The organism is Alteromonas sp. AO-Serp (genome assembly GCF_017849675.1).
Classification (GTDB): domain Bacteria; phylum Pseudomonadota; class Gammaproteobacteria; order Enterobacterales; family Alteromonadaceae; genus Alteromonas; species Alteromonas macleodii.
In genome coordinates, this window is record NZ_JAFLMX010000221.1 from 1 (window position 1) to 21953 (window position 21953).

Annotated in this window: 16 protein-coding genes; 8 read left to right on the forward strand and 8 right to left on the reverse strand. The window is 45.1% G+C overall.

Annotated elements, in window-relative coordinates:
• Positions 1-241 precede the first annotated feature (241 nt).
• Positions 242-2737 carry a S9 family peptidase gene (locus QVA83_RS14950; protein WP_287498636.1) on the reverse strand — a complete coding sequence of 832 codons (2496 nt, stop codon included), beginning with the start codon at positions 2735-2737 and terminating at the stop codon, positions 242-244.
• A gap of 177 nt (positions 2738-2914) precedes the next feature.
• Between QVA83_RS14950 and QVA83_RS14955 the strand changes: the two genes are divergently transcribed.
• The gene (locus QVA83_RS14955; protein ID WP_014949715.1) at positions 2915-3469 is read left to right on the forward strand and encodes a glutathione peroxidase; all 555 of its coding nucleotides are present in this window, start codon (positions 2915-2917) and stop codon (positions 3467-3469) included.
• Positions 3470-3639: 170 nt separating this feature from the next.
• Here the strand turns inward: QVA83_RS14955 and QVA83_RS14960 are convergent, their stop codons facing one another.
• A complete protein-coding gene (locus tag QVA83_RS14960; protein ID WP_061485981.1) occupies positions 3640-4242 on the reverse strand; it encodes an FMN-dependent NADH-azoreductase in 603 nt (200 codons plus the stop codon).
• A gap of 239 nt (positions 4243-4481) precedes the next feature.
• Between QVA83_RS14960 and QVA83_RS14965 the strand changes: the two genes are divergently transcribed.
• A complete protein-coding gene (locus QVA83_RS14965; RefSeq protein WP_287498637.1) occupies positions 4482-6947 on the forward strand; it encodes a CHRD domain-containing protein in 2466 nt (821 codons plus the stop codon).
• A 110-nt stretch (positions 6948-7057) separates the two neighbouring features.
• Here QVA83_RS14965 and QVA83_RS14970 read toward each other — a convergent pair whose 3' ends face one another.
• Positions 7058-8299 carry a cystathionine gamma-synthase family protein gene (locus QVA83_RS14970; protein WP_039225530.1) on the reverse strand — a complete coding sequence of 414 codons (1242 nt, stop codon included), beginning with the start codon at positions 8297-8299 and terminating at the stop codon, positions 7058-7060.
• Positions 8300-8396: 97 nt separating this feature from the next.
• Complete coding sequence (locus QVA83_RS14975) at positions 8397-9032, reverse strand: 1-acyl-sn-glycerol-3-phosphate acyltransferase (RefSeq protein ID WP_039236099.1); 636 nt, start codon at positions 9030-9032, stop codon at positions 8397-8399.
• A 241-nt stretch (positions 9033-9273) separates the two neighbouring features.
• Here QVA83_RS14975 and QVA83_RS14980 point away from each other — a divergent pair, with 241 nt between their 5' ends.
• The 4 genes from QVA83_RS14980 to QVA83_RS14995 all read left to right on the forward strand — a co-directional run bounded on the left by QVA83_RS14980 (position 9274) and on the right by QVA83_RS14995 (position 14204).
• Positions 9274-10056, forward strand: coding sequence for an NRDE family protein (locus QVA83_RS14980; RefSeq protein WP_014949720.1), 783 nt, complete (start codon positions 9274-9276; stop codon positions 10054-10056).
• 147 nt (positions 10057-10203) lie between these two features.
• The gene (locus QVA83_RS14985; RefSeq protein ID WP_014949721.1) at positions 10204-11394 is read left to right on the forward strand and encodes an amino acid aminotransferase; all 1191 of its coding nucleotides are present in this window, start codon (positions 10204-10206) and stop codon (positions 11392-11394) included.
• Between the two features lie 286 nt (positions 11395-11680).
• Entirely contained in the window at positions 11681-13846 is a 2166-nt protein-coding gene (locus QVA83_RS14990; protein WP_156078447.1) for a S46 family peptidase, read from the forward strand.
• 106 nt (positions 13847-13952) lie between these two features.
• Positions 13953-14204: a hypothetical protein gene (locus QVA83_RS14995; protein WP_014979487.1), complete on the forward strand. Its 252-nt coding sequence runs from the start codon at positions 13953-13955 to the stop codon at positions 14202-14204.
• A gap of 80 nt (positions 14205-14284) precedes the next feature.
• Here QVA83_RS14995 and QVA83_RS15000 read toward each other — a convergent pair whose 3' ends face one another.
• From QVA83_RS15000 to QVA83_RS15015, 4 genes are all read right to left on the reverse strand, one after another.
• Positions 14285-14743, reverse strand: coding sequence for a YaiI/YqxD family protein (locus QVA83_RS15000; RefSeq protein ID WP_014949724.1), 459 nt, complete (start codon positions 14741-14743; stop codon positions 14285-14287).
• A 25-nt stretch (positions 14744-14768) separates the two neighbouring features.
• The gene (locus QVA83_RS15005; protein ID WP_014949725.1) at positions 14769-15530 is read right to left on the reverse strand and encodes an SDR family oxidoreductase; all 762 of its coding nucleotides are present in this window, start codon (positions 15528-15530) and stop codon (positions 14769-14771) included.
• 76 nt (positions 15531-15606) lie between these two features.
• A complete protein-coding gene (locus QVA83_RS15010; RefSeq protein WP_014976730.1) occupies positions 15607-16374 on the reverse strand; it encodes an SDR family NAD(P)-dependent oxidoreductase in 768 nt (255 codons plus the stop codon).
• Positions 16375-16451: 77 nt separating this feature from the next.
• Positions 16452-18254, reverse strand: coding sequence for an acyl-CoA dehydrogenase (locus QVA83_RS15015; RefSeq protein ID WP_287498638.1), 1803 nt, complete (start codon positions 18252-18254; stop codon positions 16452-16454).
• A gap of 142 nt (positions 18255-18396) precedes the next feature.
• Here QVA83_RS15015 and QVA83_RS15020 point away from each other — a divergent pair, with 142 nt between their 5' ends.
• Both QVA83_RS15020 and QVA83_RS15025 read left to right on the forward strand, forming a co-directional pair.
• A complete protein-coding gene (locus tag QVA83_RS15020) occupies positions 18397-19386 on the forward strand; it encodes a GlxA family transcriptional regulator (protein ID WP_101564820.1) in 990 nt (329 codons plus the stop codon).
• A 262-nt stretch (positions 19387-19648) separates the two neighbouring features.
• Entirely contained in the window at positions 19649-21895 is a 2247-nt protein-coding gene (locus tag QVA83_RS15025) for a TonB-dependent receptor (protein WP_156078448.1), read from the forward strand.
• Positions 21896-21953 lie beyond the last annotated feature (58 nt).

The window sequence follows — 21953 nt, forward strand, 5'->3', positions numbered from 1 at the left end:
GGTATCGCAATCTTTTTACTTATGTTTATTACGGCGAAAAGAAAATAACAGCTAAAGCGAAATAACGTCATTTTTATTGCGCACATTGATTCGTTAAAAACAGATAAAATGTGCTGAAACGAAAAGTGAAGATTTAAAAAAGGCCCGAATTCATTGAATTTGGGCCTTTTGCTGTATGCCTATTACTTTATGAGCAACCCAGCGCTTCTTAGACGTTGGGCGATTAAAGTAAAGGCATTGCTTATAAGTTTTCTTCAAATAACTTATAGATACGGCGGTATTCATCAAGCCAAGAGCTTGGCTGCACAAAGCCATGTGGCTCTACCGGATAAATGGCCGTTTCAAAATCTTCTTTCTCAAGCTCGATAAGACGCTGTACCAATCGCACGGTGTCGTGGAAAAACACGTTGTCATCAACCATTGGCGCATTGATAAGCAACGGCTTTTCTAATCCATCGGCAAAATAAATTGGCGAGCTACGCTCAAACGCAATGGGGTCGATATCAGGCGTATTAAGAATATTAGCCGTATATGGCGTGTTGTAGTGGGCCCAATCGGTTACCGGACGAAGTGCTGCACCTGCCGCAAACAGATCTGGCGCAGTAAACATAGACATAAAGGTCAAGAAGCCGCCGTATGAACCGCCGTATGTGCCAATACGCTCACGATCTACATTTGCATTTTCAACAAGCCAGTTAACACCATCACGCAAATCTTGCACTTCAGGCGTACCCATTTGACGATAAATAGCGGTTCGCCAATCACGTCCGTAACCAGCACTAGCGCGATAGTCCATATCTAGTACGACATAGCCTTGCTGCACGAGCATGCTATGGAACATGTATTCTCGGAAGTAACCAGACCACCCCATGTGGGCGTTTTGCAAGTAGCCTGCACCGTGATTAAACACTACCGCTTTATTTGGTGCCGTCTTGTCGTAATTTTCCGGTAAATATACTCGTGCGTAAATAGGTGCATCGGTATGCGACGATTCAATAGCAACGATGTTAGGCACCGCCCATGGAAGTGCATTAAAATCTGCACTGGTGCTTTGCGTGATTTGCTTTGCCGCTGTTGTTTCGTTTGCTGGCTTAACGTAAAGCTCTTGTGGTTGATTCACCTTGCTATGGCTTAGCAGCAAATTTTTACCATCAGGGCTAAGTGAGTAGTCTGTCATACCATTCAAATCAGTCATGGTATCGATGGTATTGTCACTTAAATCTGCACGATAAACTTCGTAAAGCCCCGGGTGCTCCATGTTAGCTTTAAAGTAGATATAATTGTCATCGCTAGAAAGCGTTAAATCGTCAACAATAAAACGGCCGCTGGTTAGCGCGACAGGCTTCTCGCCAGGCTTTTGAACGTATAAGTGAGAGTAACCAGTATGCTCAGACTGATAGTAAAGTGTTTCGCTGTCATTTAGCCAATCAAATGCGTTGAAACGGTAGTTTACCCACGCATCGTCATGAAGCCTATGTTGGTTTTCTAGCGTTTTATTCGCTAAGTCGACCGTTGCAATCCATCGGTCTTTGTTGTCCCACGCTTCTAGCATAACGGCAACAGCGTTACCGTTTTTGTGCCAGCGAATCGAAGGCTTAGTCCAATACCAGCTTTGCAGTAAGGTAATGTCGCGCGGCAAACGATTAACTTCATAGGTCTCGCCTTTTGCTTTCGCGTTTTCTTCTTTTACATCTGCAAGCACGTCGTCATTGTACCCAGGCAAATTAAAGTATTTAAGTTCACTCTTCTCGCCAGTTTTCAAATTAAGCAGCCACAGTTCATGATTTACCGATTCTGCATCTGCAACACGTTGGCGTACCGGCTTCGCGGCAATACGGCTGTCTTCTTGGATATAATGCGGCATGATGTCGCTGTCATCACGAGTCGGCTTACTTTCCGTGGTGGCGACTACTGCAAAGTTACCCGCAGGTGATACGCTAATACCCGCTAGTCGATGCGACTTATCAAAGTAAAAAGGCGTAGGTGCTACACTGCTGTTTTCTTTAGCCAACGCTTTATGCGCGTCGTCTTTTTCTTGCCTGTTTTTGCGCTGTAGTTTGATGTATTCCACCAGCGACTGCTGCTGCTCGGCAATATAATCTTTAGGCGGCTCAACCGCTTTAGGCTCGTCGCTAAACTCCCAGCTCAATAATTCTTCGCGGGTGCCGTTAGATAGGTCTATAGCAATAAATTTGTTACCGCTTAACGCCATTAAGCGGCCATCAGTCATAAATGAAAGCGTTGACAGCGCATTCCCGCCACGCGCGATACGCACAGTTTCACCGTTGGTAAATTGCACATAAACACTGTCTTCAAATGAATAAGCAATTACACCATCATTTCTTACTACACGTTCGTCAAAACGATACTTGTGTAAATCTGATAATGGCGCTTTTACGGCATTGGCAGGGTTTGAGAGTTCAGCAACATAAACATCTGTTAACGCGCTATTCTGTCTTTCTTTTTCAAAAACAATTTTATCGCCATTGACCGACCACCCCATACCTTCGGGTAACGCGCCCATCCATTGAGGGTCTGACATTATTTGCTTCAAAGTAATTTCACCATTTTTCGCGCTGTTCTGAGGCGCGACATCTGGTGTAACGGTTTGCTGGACAGTGGCAGCAGGAAGCGATGTAGACGCTGCTTGGCTAGATGGTTCGTTAGTAGTGCTTGCACATCCGCCCAACGCAAAAGTAACGCTAGCCGCGATGAGTAAAGAAGAGTATTTTTTCATTATTTTAAGTCGTTGTTATGTAAAAAACGTTAACATTATACGCAGAGCAGTTACTAATGCGCTAACGTTCATCGATTGAGATAGTGAACCAAACGTAAACCATCTGCGTTTATGGTTGTGAAACTGGTCTGTCGGCCTGAACAAAATAACAAAAATTCACTGATGAGGTAAAACACTATGAAAGCGAAAGGTTTTGTACCTGCGTTGCTTGCGCTCAGCTTTTTCACGACTCCTAGCTTTGCGAGCGAGTGCCCCAGCGTACTAAAGTTCATGAAGCGTAAGCTCAACTCACAAGAAACGGTGAATTTGTGTAACGAATATGCCGGAAAGACCCTTTTAGTGGTGAACACAGCCAGCTATTGCGGCTACACGCCACAATTTGAAGGTTTAGAAGCCCTTTATAGTGACTACAAAGACAAAGATTTTGTAGTACTTGGCTTCCCGTCGCACGATTTTAACCAAGAAGATAATGATGAAGGCAAAACGGCAGAACTGTGTGAATTGACTTATGGCGTAAAGTTTCCGATGTTTGAACCAATATCGGTAAAAGGTGAAGACGCCGATCCTATGTATAGAATGCTAAAAACCGCCACCGGCAAAGCGCCATCATGGAACTTTAATAAGTACCTTATTGACAGCTCTGGTAAGCAAATAACCCACTACCCTAGTTCAACAAAGCCCACTGATCCGGCTTTTATCGCTGACATAGAGGCACTCCTCAAAAGCGAATAAAACCGCGAATATCAACGCTGCCTATAGGTCACACCAAACGAGAATCTAAAAGCCGCGCATAAAAAAGCCCCGCGTAACACGCGGGGCAATCAAGCACACTCAACTTGGAACACACTTTTAGCTGAAAACATACTTCCTACGTTTTAGCTAACTGCATTAATTTAGTGTGTTTAGTTGTTGGTTAGTTCAATAATTTTTTCGCTTGCTTCAGAAAATGCCTTGTTTGCTTGCTCTTCGCCCATGTTAAGTCCTTCAGCGTAAACGAATTTAACGTCACTGATACCAACAAAATTTAAAAAGTGTTTTAAATACGGCGTTTGCGTATCAAAGTCTGAACCTGCATACACACCACCACGCGCGGCAAAAACAGTCGCTGATTTATTTTCTAGCAATCCGACAGGACCTGTCTCGGTATACTTAAATGTTATACCAGCTCTTGCAATACGGTCGAAGTAAGCTTTTAAGCTCGATGGGATGCCAAAGTTGTACATTGGCACGGCTAGCACAATTTCGTCAGCCGCTTTTACTGCTTCAACAATGTCATCAGAGACTTTTACCAATGCCTGTTGTGATTCATTTCGCTCAGACGCCTCAGTCATCCACGCTTGCATTTCTTCACCTGTTAAATGAGGCAGTGCCAGAGAGGCAACATCCACGCGGTTAATGTGCACAGAACCGTCATTCTCAATTTTTGAAAGGTACTCGTTTGCAAGCTTTGAAGAATTACCTTGGTTTCCATTTAGGCTGGAAAATATAGCCAGTACTTTTTTCATGCCGAACTCCAATATTCGTTGTTTCGATTATATATGGCTATATTACGGCAATCGGGTGGGACGAAAATATCAAAAACATGAAGGCTTCGTTCTATTTTGTAGAACAAACTGCCAAGGAACAGAGTAAATGTGAAATTATTGAAAACATTACATTACGTTAATGTTGCAAGGGGGTTGATCTTCTCTTATTTGCTCAGCGTAACCGAGTTTGCCACAACACAATTAAGAGGATACAAAATATGAGAAGGACCAAAGCGCTCCTTGCATGTTCAATATTACCACTGTTTTTAATTGGCTGCTCGGATGACGACGACGATGTCGTACAAGAGCCCACACCCGCCCCAGAATACGCAAACGTTCGAGTTGTTCACGCAGCATCAGACGCACCAATGGTAAACATCACTGCTAACGACGCCATACTCAACGATCTTGAAAGCGTTGATTACCAAGTTGCTTCATCTCGATTCGAAGTCGAGACAGGCATGTACGATATTGGTGTTACAGGCATTCTTCCAGGTGAAAACGCTGAAGTGCTGCAAGCTGACGTTACTTTAGAAGCTGACATGAACTACGATATTTTTGCCGTAGGTAATGTTGGCGATGAGTCGTTATCGCTTTTAACAGTGACCAGTATGGAAACCGCAGTTGACGCGGGTAATGCTCAAGTACAGATTGTACATGCAGCATCAATGGCTCCTATTGTTGATATTTATGTTACGGCACCAGATACAGATATCACTGCCGAGCAGCCGCTTGTTACTGCTGAATTTACTGACGCGACAGATTTGATTCAAGTACCCGCGGGCGATTATCAAATTCGTATTACACCGGCCGGTGAGACAACGGTTGTATACGACTCTGGTACGGTAAACCTTGCAGACGGTGCCGATTTGCTTATCGCTGCCACTAATAACGTAGGTACAGGCGATTCACCAGTAACATTACTGGCCGCGGACGGTGATGGAAGCTTCAAAATATGGGATGCAGAAGCAGGTGCTGCTATCCGCGTTGTGCACGGTATCAGCGACGCACCAGCGGTTGATGTTGTAGCAAATAACGAAATAGTATTGGTGGACGGAATACAGTTCCCGCGCACCACAGACTATTTGTCTGTTGCAGCCGGTGACTATCTCATTGACGTTGTAGCCGATAGCGACAACAGTGTTGTGGCAATTGACGATGCTGAGTTGACGCTAGAAGTAGGTATGTCTTATACCGCTATCGCAAACAACGTTTTGGCTGCACCAGAACTTGATGTGCTTGTTGATATGCCCCGCTCCGTAGCGACTGAAGCGAAAGTGCGTATTGTACATGCTTCACCTTCAGCGGGTAACGTCGATATTTACGTAACCGCAGATGGCGAAATTGATGCGGTTGACCCGGCATTTGCCGATATTGCCTATGAGACTGGCGAGCTTGTTGAAACAGGTTACGTAAGTCTTGCAGAAGGTGACTACGTCGTTACGGTTACACCAACAGGCACCAAAACAGCGGCAATCGAAACAGGCGTTTTAACGCTTGAGAATGGTGAGATTTACACTGCTATCGCATTAGATGGTGCAATGGAAGGCGATTTACCTCAATTAGCGTTGCTTGATGGCCTAGCACCACCTCCACCAGCTTTTAATGCTGACATGACTTACAATGTAAACTTAAGTGGTTCACAAGAAGTGCCTGCCGTTACTACTATGTCTATGGCAACTGCAGTGGTCGAAATTGACGAAGACTTACCGGCGTTTAGCGTAAGTGTTGACGTATCAGGCTTAACGGATGTTACTGGTGTACACGTACACGATGGCGGCATTGGTATGAATGGTCCGGTTGCTTTCCCACTGACTGATGCTGGTAATGGTACTTATGTTCTCGCTGAAACTAATATTTCACCTAGCAACTTAGACGCGCTGACTAGCGGTGAGTGGTATTTAAATGTTCACACTACCGCTAACCCTAATGGCGAAGTGCGTGGTCAGATTGTTCCCGACACAACTGCGGTAGTAACATTCTCACTAAGCGGCAGCCAAGAGGTACCAGCAGTTGACACCATGGCAATGGGGTCTGGCTATGCGCTCTTCGACACCACAAACAACAACGTTTCTCTTGTGGCGGTAACCACTATTGAAAATGCGACTATGGCGCACATTCATACTGGGTTTGCTGGTGAAAATGGTGACGTACTTGTAGGACTTGTGGAAAGTGAAAGCACCGCTGGCGTTTGGATGACAGACGGAAGCATAGCACTAGATGAAGCCACAGCTACGCAACTACTGGCAGGTGGTCATTATGTGAATGTGCATACAGCAGCTAATACTGGTGGTGAAATTCGCGGCCAAATCACGCCTGATAATATTGAAGTGTTCGGCATCATTGCCAACGGCCTACAAGAAGTGCCTGCAGTAACTACAACAGCAAGCGGCGCCGGTGCATTTACTTTGAATACATCTACAGGTGCACTGTCAGGCAGCGTTACCATTACCGGTATGACAGCAAACATGGCTCACATTCACGAGGGTGAAATGGGCGTAAATGGAGATGTTCTAATTGGACTTACTGCTGGAACCAGCGGTATGTGGTCTGTGCCAGCTAATACTACGTTAACTGCTGAGCAAATGAATGTTATGGCAGACGGAGGTCTTTACACTAACTTCCACTCAGATGCATTCCCAAGTGGTGAAATTCGTGGACAAATTACGCTAGGTTTTGACTAGTCAAAAATAGCTAAACCCATCGTGTTTCAATTATATTGAGACCCAATTAATCTAAAATAAAAAAAGGGGCAAACGCCCCTTTTTTGTGTTTCTCGACAAGAAAATTTTATCTATATGGTATTTAGCGCCGTGTCGAAATCTGCAATCAGATCCTGAGTGTCTTCAATACCTACCGAAATACGCAGCATGGTATCGGAAATACCCATTAACTCACGCTCTTCTGCCGTGTTCTCAAAATAAATAGTAGGCGCAACTGGAAGCGCTAAGGTGCGATTATCCCCTAAGTGCGTGGCGCAAATAACTAACTTCATTTCGTTTAAAAACGCCACTGGATCAGCACCGTCGATAAGGTCAAAACTCAAAATTGCGCCATAGCCGTCGTTTAGGTATTCCCGTGCCATGAAATGCTGAGGGTGGTCGGCAAGACCTGGATAAAAGACTTTAGATACCTTGGGATGATTATCTAGGAACGTCGCCAACTGCATAGCATTATGCTGACTTCGTGATAAACGTAAATCTAAGGTTTCCATGCCTAGGGCAATGGCCGTCGCTGATTGCGGTGCCAATGTAGCGCCTAAATCGCGTAAACCTTTCTTTTTAATTTGCGTAATGCCCCACTGTGCAGTATCTGCAACCTGATAAGCCGGTTTTAGGTTACTAAACTTACTCCAATCATAGTTACCCGTATCAATGACAGCACCACCTAAAACGTTACCGTGACCTGCAATGTATTTTGTCAGCGAGCAAAACACTAACGACGCTTTAACATCTTTAGCATAAAAAACAGGGGGTGGCGTCATGGTGTTATCAACCATAAACAGCATGTGCTTCTCTTCGCAGAATTGACCGATGGCGTGAAGGTCGGCCACCTGTGTCACAGGGTTAGCTACGGTTTCGGTGTAAACGCCTTTTGTGTTTGGCTGGTAAGCTTCTTTGACTTGCTGAATGTCGGTCACATCTGTGTAGGTAACCTGCACACCAAAATCTTTAATGGTTTCAAAAAAGCTTCGCGTATTACCAAATAGGTATTGGCTTACAATTAAATGGTCGCCGGCTTTGAGTAAAGCAAATAACGAGCTGCTTATCGCCGCCATTCCGGTTGAGTAACACAAGGTACCTACACCGCCTTCCAGATCATTAAGCATATTTTGCAGTGCCGCCACAGAAGGTGACGATGAACGAGAATAAACATGAGCAGCTCGTTTACCTTGAAACGCATCGATGATGCCCTGCGCATCTTTAAACTCGAAAAGAACTGAATTAGACGTGCTGCTGTGAACACCACCATGTTCAGGCGTATTTAGCATGCGATCAGAATGAACCTGACGGGTTGTGAATCCCAATTTTGTCACGGGTGAAGCTCCGAAAATAGATGTTTGCGACCGAGCCGAGTGCGCACCAGTACTCTGAGTTGATACGGTTGCGTACTTACCACTTCAATAGAAATGATTATGGCTTTGTAATGCAGTTTTTAGGATATTTTGCGCAAACATTATCATAAAACGTATAAATAGTTTGCATTTGTTCATCTATGTTAGTCACTTTCTGAATAATTGGCCCCAACACAATCATTTTTCTGGCGTAGTCCAACCCAATGACTTGTATAGGAATTTCGGCTTCTCGTGCAATGTGCATAAAGCCTGTTTTCCATGGATAAATGGGGCTTCGTGTACCCTCTGGCGCTAACGCGAGTATTAATTGATCGGCTTCCTTTATCTTATTTGCAATAGACGTGACCACCCCATGCGCTTTACTTCTCTCTATAGGAATACCGCCTAATCTTTTAACAATAGCGCCCAAAGGGGGCGCAAAGATGGTGTGCTTTCCGAAAAAATTAATGTTTAGCTTAAAGGAAAAAACCACGAACAAGCCAATAAAGAAGTCCCAGTTCGATGTATGCGGTGCTACCGCTAAAATGGCTTTTTTCTGATTGATTAGTTCACCTTCTACACGCCAGCCCCTTTTTGTCAGCACCCAAGCTGCGAACGACGACAACCAGTTGGGCCACTTGCGAGGGACATGCTCTCCAACGTTGACACTATTGGCCCGTTGAGAGTGGGTTTGAGGGTGTGAGGTTTCTGTCATTATTATTATGCTCTGCTTACTACACTTAGGTTATCTATTTGCTAATTTATTTTCTGAGGCTTCGAAGTGGAATGCCGTAACGAAAAGCGCTTTACTTTCCATATTGTACCCGCATATTAATTAACAGAGTAAAACGTTGGAGTGTGCGCAGTTTGGCGAAGAGTAATCAAAATGGGTTTGTAACGCAATTGTTAACAATACAGCGTTTTGAATTCTTAGAGAATATGGGCTTAATATAGCTATGTGTATTTTATTTATCGCAAACAATATGCGAGATGACTACCCGCTTATCATCGCTGCGAATCGGGATGAGTTTTACGCACGACCAACCGCGCCGTCTTCATTCTGGAAAAGCCACCCGCATTTGCTCGCCGGACAAGACTTAGAAGCTAATGGAACCTGGATGGGTGTTACGCGTAACGGATATGTGGCGGCACTTACTAATGTAAGGGACCCACACAACATCAATAAAAATGCGGTATCGCGAGGTGAATTAGTCGCCAACTGGCTGAAGCACGACTCAGTCGAAATGAAGTCTGTTGCACAATCACAATACTTGGCAACGCTAGAAAAAACGCGCCACCGATACAACGGCTACAACCTGTTATTCGGAGATATAAATTCGCTTAAGGTTTACAACAACGTAAACAATTCGACCCACATTATCGACACTGGTGTCTACGGTTTGTCTAACGCGGATATTGCCACACCTTGGCCAAAAGTCACGCAGGGCGTTACCGCATTGAACAATTATGTCACCAAACAAAACATCATTAATGATGAAGACTTATTTGATATTTTACGTTACGACAATAAAGCTGACGATGCCTTGTTACCCGACACGGGCGTAGGCTATGAGTGGGAAAAGGCGTTGTCTTCCATTTTTATTCAATCCGAAAAATACGGAACGCGTACCTCTACACTGCTATTAGTAGATAAAAACAATACGCTGACCTGGAAAGAACGACGCTTTTCAGACAAAGGCGAAGCACAAGAAACCCGCGCTTTTTCTTTTTCAATTTAGGGTGTTTTTGAAATGAAACTTTCGTTTACGTTTTCTTTCCTCGACTAATTGAAATATTTTCAACCTTTAGGGGTCGTTTTTTCTACCATCGGTGGCATAATGCCAGCCTGCTATCTTTTGCATACCAACGTAACGTGAGGACATATCGTGTTTGAAGTATTACCCCATCTCGCCCCAGATCCAATTCTTGGCCTGTCAGCTGCTTTTCGTGAAGACACCAACCCAAACAAAATCGATTTAGGTGTTGGCGTATATAAAGATGAGCAAGGTAATACCCCTATTCTTTCAAGTGTCGCAAAAGCGCAAAAAGTGCTTTTAGATACCGAAACTAGCAAAACCTACATCACGCCTCAGGGCAACCAAGGTTTTATCGACGGTATGTTGTCTTTGCTATTAGGTAAGACTAGCCCCGTTCTATTAGCAGACCGCGTTGCAGCGGTTCAAGCTCCAGGTGGTTGCGGTGCATTGCGTATTCTTTCAGAACTACTTGCCCGTTGTAACGACAACGCTAAAGTATGGGTAAGCGACCCAACATGGGCGAACCACATTCCACTTATCGGCTCTGCGGGTCTTAAAATCGAAACCTACCCGTACTTCGATAAAGCGTCAGCAAGCATTCGCTTTGACGCTATGATGGAAACCCTTCGCAAAACTGAAAAAGGCGATATCGTTCTTCTACACGGTTGCTGTCACAACCCTACAGGTGCTGATCTTACTAATGCACAATGGGATGAAGTACTAGAAGTAGCGAAAGAGCGAGAATTCCTGCCTTTCATCGATGTGGCTTACCTCGGTTTTGGTGAAGGTTTAGAAGAAGACGCGTACGGCATGCGTTTATTGGTAGAAAACCTACCAGAGGTTATTGTTGCAGCTTCTTGTTCTAAGAACTTTGGCCTTTATCGCGAACGTGTTGGTTTGGCTGCCATCATTACTGAAGATTCAGCAACCCGTAAAATTGCTCAGGGTCAAATTCAGTCAATCGCACGTGGCATCTACTCTATGCCACCAAGCTACGGCGGCGCGTTGGTAGACATTATCCTAGCTGACGAAGCACTTAACAACGAGTGGGTATCTGAAGTGAACGAAATGCGCGATCGCATGAAATCACTCCGTGCAATGCTAGTTCAAAACCTTCACGATAATGGCTCGCCTAAAGACTTTAGCTTCGTAAACGACCAAAAAGGTATGTTCTCGTTCTTGTGTATTACTCCAGAGCAAGTGCGCGAAGTGCGTGAAAAGCACAGTGTGTATTTTGTTGATTCTAGCCGCGTGAACATTGCGGGCATCAACCAAGAAAACGTAGAAACACTAGCTAAAGCATTGGTATCAGTGCTTTAAGTACGAACTATTGATTCTTAAGATTCGAAAGGCAGGGTTCACACCCTGCCTTTTTTATTGCCTTCAAATTACCCGTCTTCCTATTTCTGCGATGAACGCCCCAACTACGCTGTCAGTGGCGGCTAGTTACACTTTTTAACAAATTCACGCGGTGCGCTATACGCCTTTTAGTAGGGCAAGCCGGATATAATCGTTACACTGTAACAATGTTGACGTACACGTTAACTTGGTATTTATTACGACTGACTTATAACAATGAGATTAACGACAAGAACAAGGATCACCCATGTCTAAAGTAAGTGTATTTTGTCTTTCTGCCGCGCTACTTGGCAGTGCAATGCAAGTAAATGCTAAGGAAGGCATGTTCACGCCAGAACAACTCCCTTCAATTGCCGGCGATTTAAAAGAAACAGGCTTAGCAATCCCTGCTAGTAGTATTAACGACCTAACCGCGTTTCCTATGGGCGCGATTGTTTCATTAGGTGGCTGTTCAGCATCGTTTGTCTCTGACAAAGGCTTGGCCGTTACTAATCACCACTGTGCGCGCGGCTCTGTTCAATATAACAGCACCCCAGAAAACAACTATTTAAAAGATGGCTTCCTAGCAAAAGAAATTGGTGAAGAACTGCCGGCCGCGCCGGGTACACGCATGTTCGTTACGGTCGATTTTTCTGATGTAACCGACAACGTCATTGGCGGTATCAGCGATGACGTTCAAGGACGCGAGCGCTACGACCTCATTGAAGCGAACCGCAAAGCATTAATTGCAGAATGTGAGTCTGAAGCGGGCTTCCGCTGCTCTGTGCCTTCGTTTTTCCAAGGCCTTGAGTATAAGCTAATTAAGCAAATGGAAATTCGTGACGTGCGCATTGCCTACGCGCCTGCTGATTCAATTGGTAAATACGGTGGTGATGTAGATAACTGGATGTGGCCTCGTCATACGGGCGACTTCTCTTTCTATCGTGCTTATGTGGGTAAAGACGGTAAACCTGCTGATTACAGTGAAGAGAACGTGCCGTTTAAACCTGAGCATTTCTTAAAAGTTTCGGCAGCTGGACTTGAAGACGGCGACTTTGTTATGGCAGCGGGCTACCCTGGCTCTACTAATCGCTATGCACGTTTATCACAAGTGTCGTACACGTTTGATTGGTTATATCCCACTTACCTTGAACTGGTAGACGCGTGGATCAAGACTATCGAAAGTGCATCTGAAGAAGGCAGCGATGCGCGTATCAAATACGAAGCATTGTTAGCGGGACTTAACAACTTCCACAAAAATACGTTGGGCCAGCTTTCTGGCGCTAAACGCGTTGGACTTGTTCCACGTCGCGCTGAGCGTGAAGAGCAACTAGCTGCATGGCTTGATAAAAACGGTAAGAGTGAAATGAAGCAAGCACTAGCCGATCTTGATGCGGTTAGTGCTGAACAAATGCAAATGAACAAGCAGAACTTCTGGTACAACAACCTAAGTCGTGCACAACTCTTGTCGTCAGCCCAAACCCTTTATCGCAATGCCATCGAAAAAGAAAAGCCGGACGCAGAACGTGAATCTGGATTTCAGGACCGCGATCAAATTCGCCTGAAAGAAGGCGTAGAACGCATTGAGCGTCGCTTTGATCCGGCCGTTGATCAGGCCGTTTGGCAAAAAATGATTAGTATGTACCTTGAACAGCCTGAAGAAAACCGAGTAGCCGCGTTCGATAAAGCAGTAGGCATTGATAGTGATACTGACGGGAAAACACTTCAGAAGAAGTTAAAGGCGTTTTACGACAAGACTTCATTGACTAACACTGAAGAACGTTTGAAATGGTTAACTGCAAGCCGCGCTGATTTCGAAAATAGCAACGACCCGTTCATTAAACTTGCGGTTGCCCTGTTCGATACCGAGATGGCTATTGAAGATAAGAGCAAAACGCTAAGCGGTAAAGCTGCAGCGCTTCGCCCTAAATACATGAGTGCCATTATTGAGTGGCAAAAATCTTTGGGCAGCCTTGCTTATCCAGATGCAAACAGTACGCTGCGCGTCACTTACGGTAACGTAATGGGCGGCTCGCCAAAAGACGGTCTGATTTACGAGCCGTTTACTCGTCTTGAAGGTATTACCGAAAAAGACACGGGCGAGACACCGTTCGACTCACCTAAAAAACAGCTTGAGCTTATTGAGGACAAGAAATACGGACCTTACAAACTAGACGCTATTAACAGCGTGCCGGTAAACTTCCTGACGGATTTAGATTCAACAGGCGGCAACTCAGGCTCAGCAACGCTCAACGCAAAAGCAGAGCTTATCGGTTTGTTGTTTGACGGTACGTTTGAGAGCGTCAATTCTGATTGGGATTTTGACCCGAAAACAACCCGTACCATCCATGTAGATAGCCGCTACATGTTATGGGTAATGGAATACGTTGACGGTGCAACAAACCTCATCGAAGAGATGACCATCGTTAGATAACCACCAAATAATGGGGTCAGAGTACTTTTCTGCCCCCAAAGAAATGGCAAAAATGGGGGCAGAGTACATTTTCCCCCTAATGCCTTCCGGTAAAAAGGAGATCGTTATGAGGTTACTAATAAGGCTTGTTAGTTTAGCCGTGGCTGCGTACTCGTGTTATAGCGGAGCTGTAACCGGTGAGTGGAAAGCATCTATCGCTATTATTTCGCTATGTGCGTTGATGTTCCTAATTACGTTTATTTCCAAGACTCGCGGCGGTACGCCAGGCTCTCAAAGCGATGGCGCCTCAGCGATATACACACCAAGCAGTAGCTCAAGCTCATCTTGTAGCAGTGATGGCGGTGGTGGAGATTGCTAAAACCCAATGGGGGTCAGAGTACTTTTTTCAGTATTTAAAGTACTCTGACCCCCAAATTAATGTACTCTGACCCCATTATTTTATTTGAGGTTGCGGAGGCCTTGGGTGAGGAGTCGGTCTAGTGCGTTGGCGAAGTTTTGTTTGTCACGTTGGGAGAAGGCTTTTGGGCCGCCTGTGTGTTCGCCGCTTGAGCGCATGGTTTCCATAAAATCACGCATGCCCAGTATCTGCTTGATAGACGACTTGTCGTATTCTTCACCACGGTTATTTAACGCTAGCGCATTTTTTGCCAGTACATCAGCGGCCAATGGAATGTCATTGGTAATCACCAAGTCACCCGCTTCACACTTCTCTACTATATAATCGTCAGCAGCATCGAAGCCTGACGGCACTTGCGTTAAGGTTATGTGCTTATCTGGTGGAACAGACATAGAATGGTTAGCCACCAAAGACAAAGGCAGCTTGGTACGTCTGGCTGCCTTAAAAAGAATGTCTTTGATCACTGCAGGGCACGCGTCGGCGTCAACCCATATATGCATGGTCGTATCTCATAACTGTATCTAATTACGCTAGCATACCACCATCTACCACCACTGTCGTGCCGGTCGTGTAGGTTGAAGCGTCTGATACTAAATACAATACCGTGCCCGCCATTTCATCTGGGTCAGCGACACGGCCTAGTGGAATAACTTTAAGCGCGTGCTTCAAGATTTGCTCATTAGTTGTTAACGCTGACGCAAATTTAGTATCGGTTAAACCTGGCAATAATGCGTTTACGCGAATGTTCAAGCTACCGCACTCTTTTGCAAATGACTTAGTCATGCTGATAACCGCAGCTTTGGTAATAGAATAAATCCCCTGCATGTCACCCGGTGTTACACCGTTTACCGATGCCGTGTTTAGAATGACGCCACCGCCCTGCTCTTTCATCATTTTGCCAGCTTCAATCGACATGAAGAAGTAGCCACGAATATTGACGTCTACAGTTTTATTGTAGGCGCCAAGATCAGTATCTAAGATATGCCCAAAGTAAGGATTGGCTGCCGCGTTGTTTACTAGAATATCCAGTTTTCCAAAATCGCGCTTAATGACGTTAAATGCTTCTGTAATTTGCTCCATTTCACCCACATGACACGCTAGCGCTGTCGCCTTACCACCTGCGTCACGAATTGAAGAAGCAACGGCTTCACAGCCGTCAATTTTGCGGCTTGATACAATTACATGCGCGCCATACTGGGCAAGCAAACGGGCAATAGACTCACCGATACCGCGACTTGCACCTGTAACCAGTGCCACTTTTCCTGTTAAATCAAAAAGGTTCTTCATTGTCATATCCTTAATTCTTGCTGATAAAGTGCTTTGTGCTTAATTTCTATTATTAACGCTTGTTGCGGTGCCTACTCTAGGCCAACATACCACCGTCAAGTACTACGGACTGACCCGTCATGAATGACGACTCATCACTACACAACCAAGCAATGGCATTAGCAATCTCTTCTGGTTTACCCAAACGCTTCATTGGATTTGCGCCAATAAGCCCTTTTTGGCCTCTTTCATCCAATTTTGATAAAACGCCTTGCACCATAGGGGTATCTACAAAGCTTGGACAAACAGCGTTTATGCGTATGTTCGCCCTTGCGTATTCCACCGCCGCCGATTTAGTAAGCCCCACTACCCCATGTTTTGAAGCGCTGTAAGCACTAATCATAGGCGCAGACCGCAATCCAGCTACAGAGGCAATATTGATGATGTGGCCACCGCCTGTCGCCGTCATATGCTTGAGGGCGTTTTTCATGCAATACCATACGCCAGCTAAGTTGACCTGAATATTCTTCATAAACATGGCGTCATCGACTTCAGTTAGCGGAGCTGGAAAATGGTCGATACCCGCGTTATTAATAATTACGTCAATCTTGTCGTTATGAGAAAGCGCCGTGTCGAACATCGCTTTGACCTGAGCCGGTTCGGTAACATCCACAGCCACCGCATAGGCTTTGCCACCTGCAGCAACAATTTCTTCAGCCAATGTTTTGGCGTTTTCTTCGTTTAAGTCGGCAATACCGACTGTTGCACCACGCGCACTCAATACGCGAGCCGATGCAGCGCCGATCCCCGAGCCTCCACCAGTAATAAGAATATGCTTGCCTTCGACATTTGCAGCTACATTCATTAGCTGTACTCCAATTTCGTGAACAAGCGCAACGCTGTTAAATAAAAGTCACTGCGCATGCTCTTTGTTTTGAATGATTAAAAATAACTCGCTTTTACGTTGTTACACGTTGCCTCGCGTGAAGAAAGCACTTCAATATCGCGACTGACCAGCGGTAATTCCCAATTTAAGAAGTATTCCGCGGCCGCTAATTTACCTTCATAAAAGTCAGCATCTTGTTCGCCAGCACCGTTAGCGAGTGCTTGTTCGGCAACATTTGCCTGGCGTAGCCAAATCCAGCTCACCACACAACTTGAAAATACGTTTAAGAAGCAACTCGCATTGGTTAGCAAGACTGGTTGCTTATCTGAGCGCAAATCGGCTGCTGCCTGTTGAATTAAACCACCAAGCTGGTCTAGATAAGGTTTTAATTTTGCAGCTAGTGCCTGCGCTCGCGGTGTTTCTGCGCGCTTCATATCACTGATTACACGAGAAAGCAGAACTTGAAGACCTTTGCCGTCGTGCTGCCATAACTTTCTTCCCAGCAGATCTAACGCCTGAATACCATTCGTGCCCTCGTGAATTGGGTTTAAGCGGTTATCTCGCCAGCACTGCTCAACAGGATATTCACGGGTATAGCCCGCACCACCTAGAATTTGAATTGCCAAATCGTTGGCTTTAGGGCCAAACTCTGAAGGCCATGCTTTGAACACGGGTGTTAAAAGATCTAAAAGCTGAGAAAGTTCGGTACGCTTTTCGCTGTCAGTTTCCGTTTCCATCTCATCGATGAGCATGCTGCCGTACAAGCAGAGGGACATACCGCCTTCACAGTAGGCCTTTTGCGCTAGCAACATACGTCTCACGTCACCGTGATTGATAATAGGTGTAGGCTCGTCTTCTGGCGCAAGATTAGGCGCAGCGCGACCTTGGGTACGATCTTTTGCGTATTCTAGTGAGTAACGGTACCCGCGATACCCTATCATGGCAGCACCATAGCCCACGCCAATGCGTGCTTCGTTCATCATCATGAACATGTAGCGCAAACCCTGGTGCGGCTCGCCAATCAGGTAGCCGTGGCAGTCACCATTTTCGCCAAAAGTTAGTGCGGTTGAAGTTGTACCTCGGTAGCCCATTTTATGGATAAGGCCAGCAAGGGTAACGTCGTTGCGCACATCTGGGTTGCCCTCAGCGTCTAGGCGGTATTTAGGTACAGCAAATAAGGAGATGCCTTTTACACCAGCTGGACCACCTGGAATTTTCGCCAACACCAAATGTACGATGTTGTCAGAAAGCTCATGCTCACCACCTGATATATAAATCTTGCTGCCTTTGATTCGGTACGTACCATCATCTTGCGGCCTTGCTGATGTACGAATATCAGCAAGTGACGAACCGGCATGGGGCTCGGTAAGTGCCATGGTTCCAGTGAAGTCACCCGCTAGCATTTTTGATAGAAACGCACTTTTGATATCTTCGGAGGCAAAGTGTTTAATGACATTAGCGGCCGCCGCAGTTAAGAAAGGGTAAGCGGTTGACGATGGGTTTGCCGCTAAAAAATAGCCCGCGCAGGCATTCATCACGGTAACAGGAAGCTGCATGCCGCCATCTTCAAAATCGAAGTGACCCGCGATAAAGCCCGATTCTCTATAAGTATCGAAGGCCACTTTTACGTCGTCAATCATAGAGACTTTAGTGCCATCGAATGTAGGCTCGTTTTTATCAGCAACGGCATTATGAGGAAGAAATAACTCTTCTGCCATCTTCTCGGCCATATCAATAACAGCGTTGAAGGTTTCTACATTGTGCTCTTCGAAGCGAGCTTTTTCACATAAGGCTGCGGTGTTTAATACTTCGTACAGCTGAAATTGCATTTCACGGCGGGGAATAAGTTGATCGGCCATGGTGTCCTGTCCTCTACGAAAACTTGTTAACACATTGTGTCATATTCGTTATCGTGCCATCATTGTCATTAATGACACAATAATGGTCAATCACGCCAACAATCACTGAGTTTTATCTTATTTTATAACTCGAATTATTTTTATGAATAACACGAAGTTCACCGTTACCGTACTCGGCTTTAACCAAGCCTTGGCATCTGCCATTACAGGAGCCCTCGATGTATTTGCTTTCGCAGGTATTAGTTGGCAGCGAATACACAACTTACCAACCAACCCTCAGTTTAAAGTACAGTTGGCCAGTCACCATGGGCAGCCTATTCTTTGCTCTAATCAAGTTGTTCTACAGCCCAATATCGCCATCGAAGAAGTCTCACAGACTGATATCTTGTTAATTCCTACCATTGGTGGCGATATTGATGAAGTGCTAGAAAGCACAGCGCCTCTGCTTGTACATATAAGGCGTCTTCAGAAAATGGGGGCCGACATTGCCGCCAATTGCACCGGTACTTTCCTTTTGGCCCAATCTGAATTATTGGATAATAAAATTGCCACTACACATTGGGGATATGCAGATAAATTTAAGGCCATGTACCCTACAGTAAACTTACAACCTGAGAAAATGGTTACTGAAGACGATACGGTGTTTTGTGCAGGCGGCGGCATGGCGTGGATTGATTTATCTATCTTGTTGATAGAACGCTACTGTGGTCATCAGATTGCGAGCGATACGGCAAAATCCCACGTTTTGGATGTGTCCAGAACAAGCCAAACTATTTATGCCAGCAGTCGTCAGCGACGATTTCACTCAGACAAGGACATTAAAGCGGTACAGTCTTTTCTGGAAAAGAACGTACAAAATAAATGTACGCTAAGCGAACTAGCGCTACGGCATAATATGACCGAACGCACACTTATACGCCGATTTAAAAACGCGTGTGATATTACACCAGGTCAGTATTTACAGTCGCTGCGCATTGAGCACGCGAGAAAGCTCTTAGAAACCTCTAGTATGCCGTTAGAGAGCGTGATTAGCGCTGTAGGCTATGAAGACCTTAGCTCGTTCACTCGACTATTTAAAAAAACGACTGGTTTATCACCTTCTCAATACCGAGCGAAATTCAAGCGAGGCTAATTTGATTTAGATGGTTAGTAGACTACTTGCACCAAAAAATATCTCTCTATTAAGTTTGATGTTCCATGCCTGTGCACACAGGCTTTTTAGTTATATTCAATCTAACTAATATTGTGCATTTTCGATGAAAAACGCCTTGGTTTGCACAAATTTGAAGTTTTTATGTAAAAGTTTGTGTAAAATGCAGCGCCAAGCATAGATTGTTATTTTTTGTGCTAAAAACACTACAAAAGTATAAATTTAAAATCATCTTGGTGGAAACATGAGAACACACAAAATCGCCACACTAGCGTTAGCCGTTAGTGCTGCGTTCAGCTCTTCAGTTCTTGCACAAGAGGCCGCGACGACAGAAAAAAAAGAAGCCTCACTTGAACAGATTACCGTTACTGCGCAAAAGCGTACTCAGTCAATTCAGGAAGTACCTATTTCTGTTGCGACACTAAGCGGTGAGAAATTCGAAAGCCTATTCTCTGGCGGTGAAGATATTCTTGCTCTAGCGGTTCGCGTACCAGGTCTTTATGCTGAGTCATCAAATGGTCGTGTTGCACCGCGTTTTTATATTCGTGGTCTAGGTAACACCGACTTCGACCTTGCTGCATCACAACCTGTTTCTATTATCATGGACGAAGTGGTAATGGAAAACGTGGTACTTAAAAGCTTCCCGCTTTTCGACGTTCAGCAAGTTGAAGTACTTCGTGGCCCACAAGGTACACTATTTGGTCGTAACACCACTGCTGGTATCATCAAATTTGATACAGTAAAACCAACCCAAGACGTTGAAGGTTACGCGAAAGCAGGCTTCGGTTCATACGGTACAATGAACTTTGAAGGCGCTATTAGCGGCGGTCTTACTGACGAACTTTCTGCCCGTCTTTCTGTATTGTCACAAGAGCGTGATGATTACATCGACAACGCAGCAACAGGTCAAAACGACGCATTAGGCGGCTTCGACGAAAAAGCATGGCGCTTACAGCTTCTTTGGGAGCCATCAGCGGACTTCTCTGCACTTCTCAACGTACACGGCCGCGACTTAGACGGTACTGCTTCAATTTTCCGTGGAAACGTTTTTAATAAAGGCAGTAATGACCTTAACGATAGCTACGACCGCGAAACAGTAAGCTACGACGGCGATCTAGAAGGTAACGGTACAGATAACAACCCACAGTCTTATGAAGGTTTAGGTGCATCACTTAAATTAGAATACGACATGGACGATGTAACCTTTACTTCAATCTCTGCAATTGAAACCGCTGAAGGTTCTAGCCTTGGCGACATCGACGGCGATGCAATTGCTTCACAAAACTTTGTAACTCAAGATAACCTTGACGATCTAGAGCAGTACACGCAAGAATTTCGTTTAGCAAGCAACACCAGCGACCCAATGAACTGGCAAGTAGGTGCTTTCTATTACGATGCATCGTTCAACGTAACCAGCATCGACGGTTTCTTTGGCGCGACTACGGTATTCCATGAAAACCAAACATGGGCGGTATTCGGTCAGTCATCTTACCAAGTTAACGACAAGCTAAACGTTACTGGTGGTATCCGTTACACTCACGACAAGAAGTCTCTTGTGGTTGGCGAACAGAACGTTGACGGCTTTGCCGTTGTTCTAGGCATTGCTGCCGTTCAGGATTACGAAGACATCAACGTAGATGACGGTCAAACAAGCTTTGAACTAAGTGCAAACTACCGTGTAACTGACGACATGTCTGTTTTTGCTCGCTATGCTAATGGTTTCAGAGCGCAAACTATCCAAGGTCGTGACGTTGCATTTGAAGGTGCACCTTCAGTTGCAGACGCAGAAACGATCAACTCTTTTGAAGTGGGTATTAAGTCAGACCTATTCGACGACACACTACGTCTAAACGCTGCTGCGTTCTACTATACCGTTGATGACATGCAGTTCTCGGCCATTGGTGGCGGTAACAACTTTACTGCACTAGTAAATGCTGATGAAGGTGAAGCTTACGGTTTTGAAGTAGACGCTCAATGGCTAGCGACTGATGAACTAACTTTCACTGCTGGTTACAGCTATAACCACACTGAGATTAAAGATGACTCTTTAACGGTTGCACCTTGTGGTACAAGCGCATCTGATGGCTTCACTGGCTACTGTACAGTAACTGATGAGCGCCCAGATGGATTCAATGCAATCATTGACGGAAACCCTTTCCCGCAAGCGCCTGAGTCAATCTTTAACTTCACAGCACGTTACACCATCCCTATGGGCGATGACGGTGAATTCTTCGTGTTTACTGATTGGGCATTCCAAGGCGAAACCAACATCTTCCTATATGAAGCGGTTGAATTTACTACTGACGACAACTTCGAAGGTGGTTTACGCATTGGTTACGAGAACTTTGCGCACAACTACACGGTAGCGCTATTCGGTCGTAACATTACTGACGAATATAACGTTAAAGGTGCAATCGACTTTGCAAACTTAACGGGTATCGTAAACGAACCTCGTATTTGGGGTGTTGAGTTTAAATACACTTACTTCTAAGCAAAGATAAGTAGTTAGTTCTATTCATTCGAGCTATCTACCGATTGCGTAAATAGGC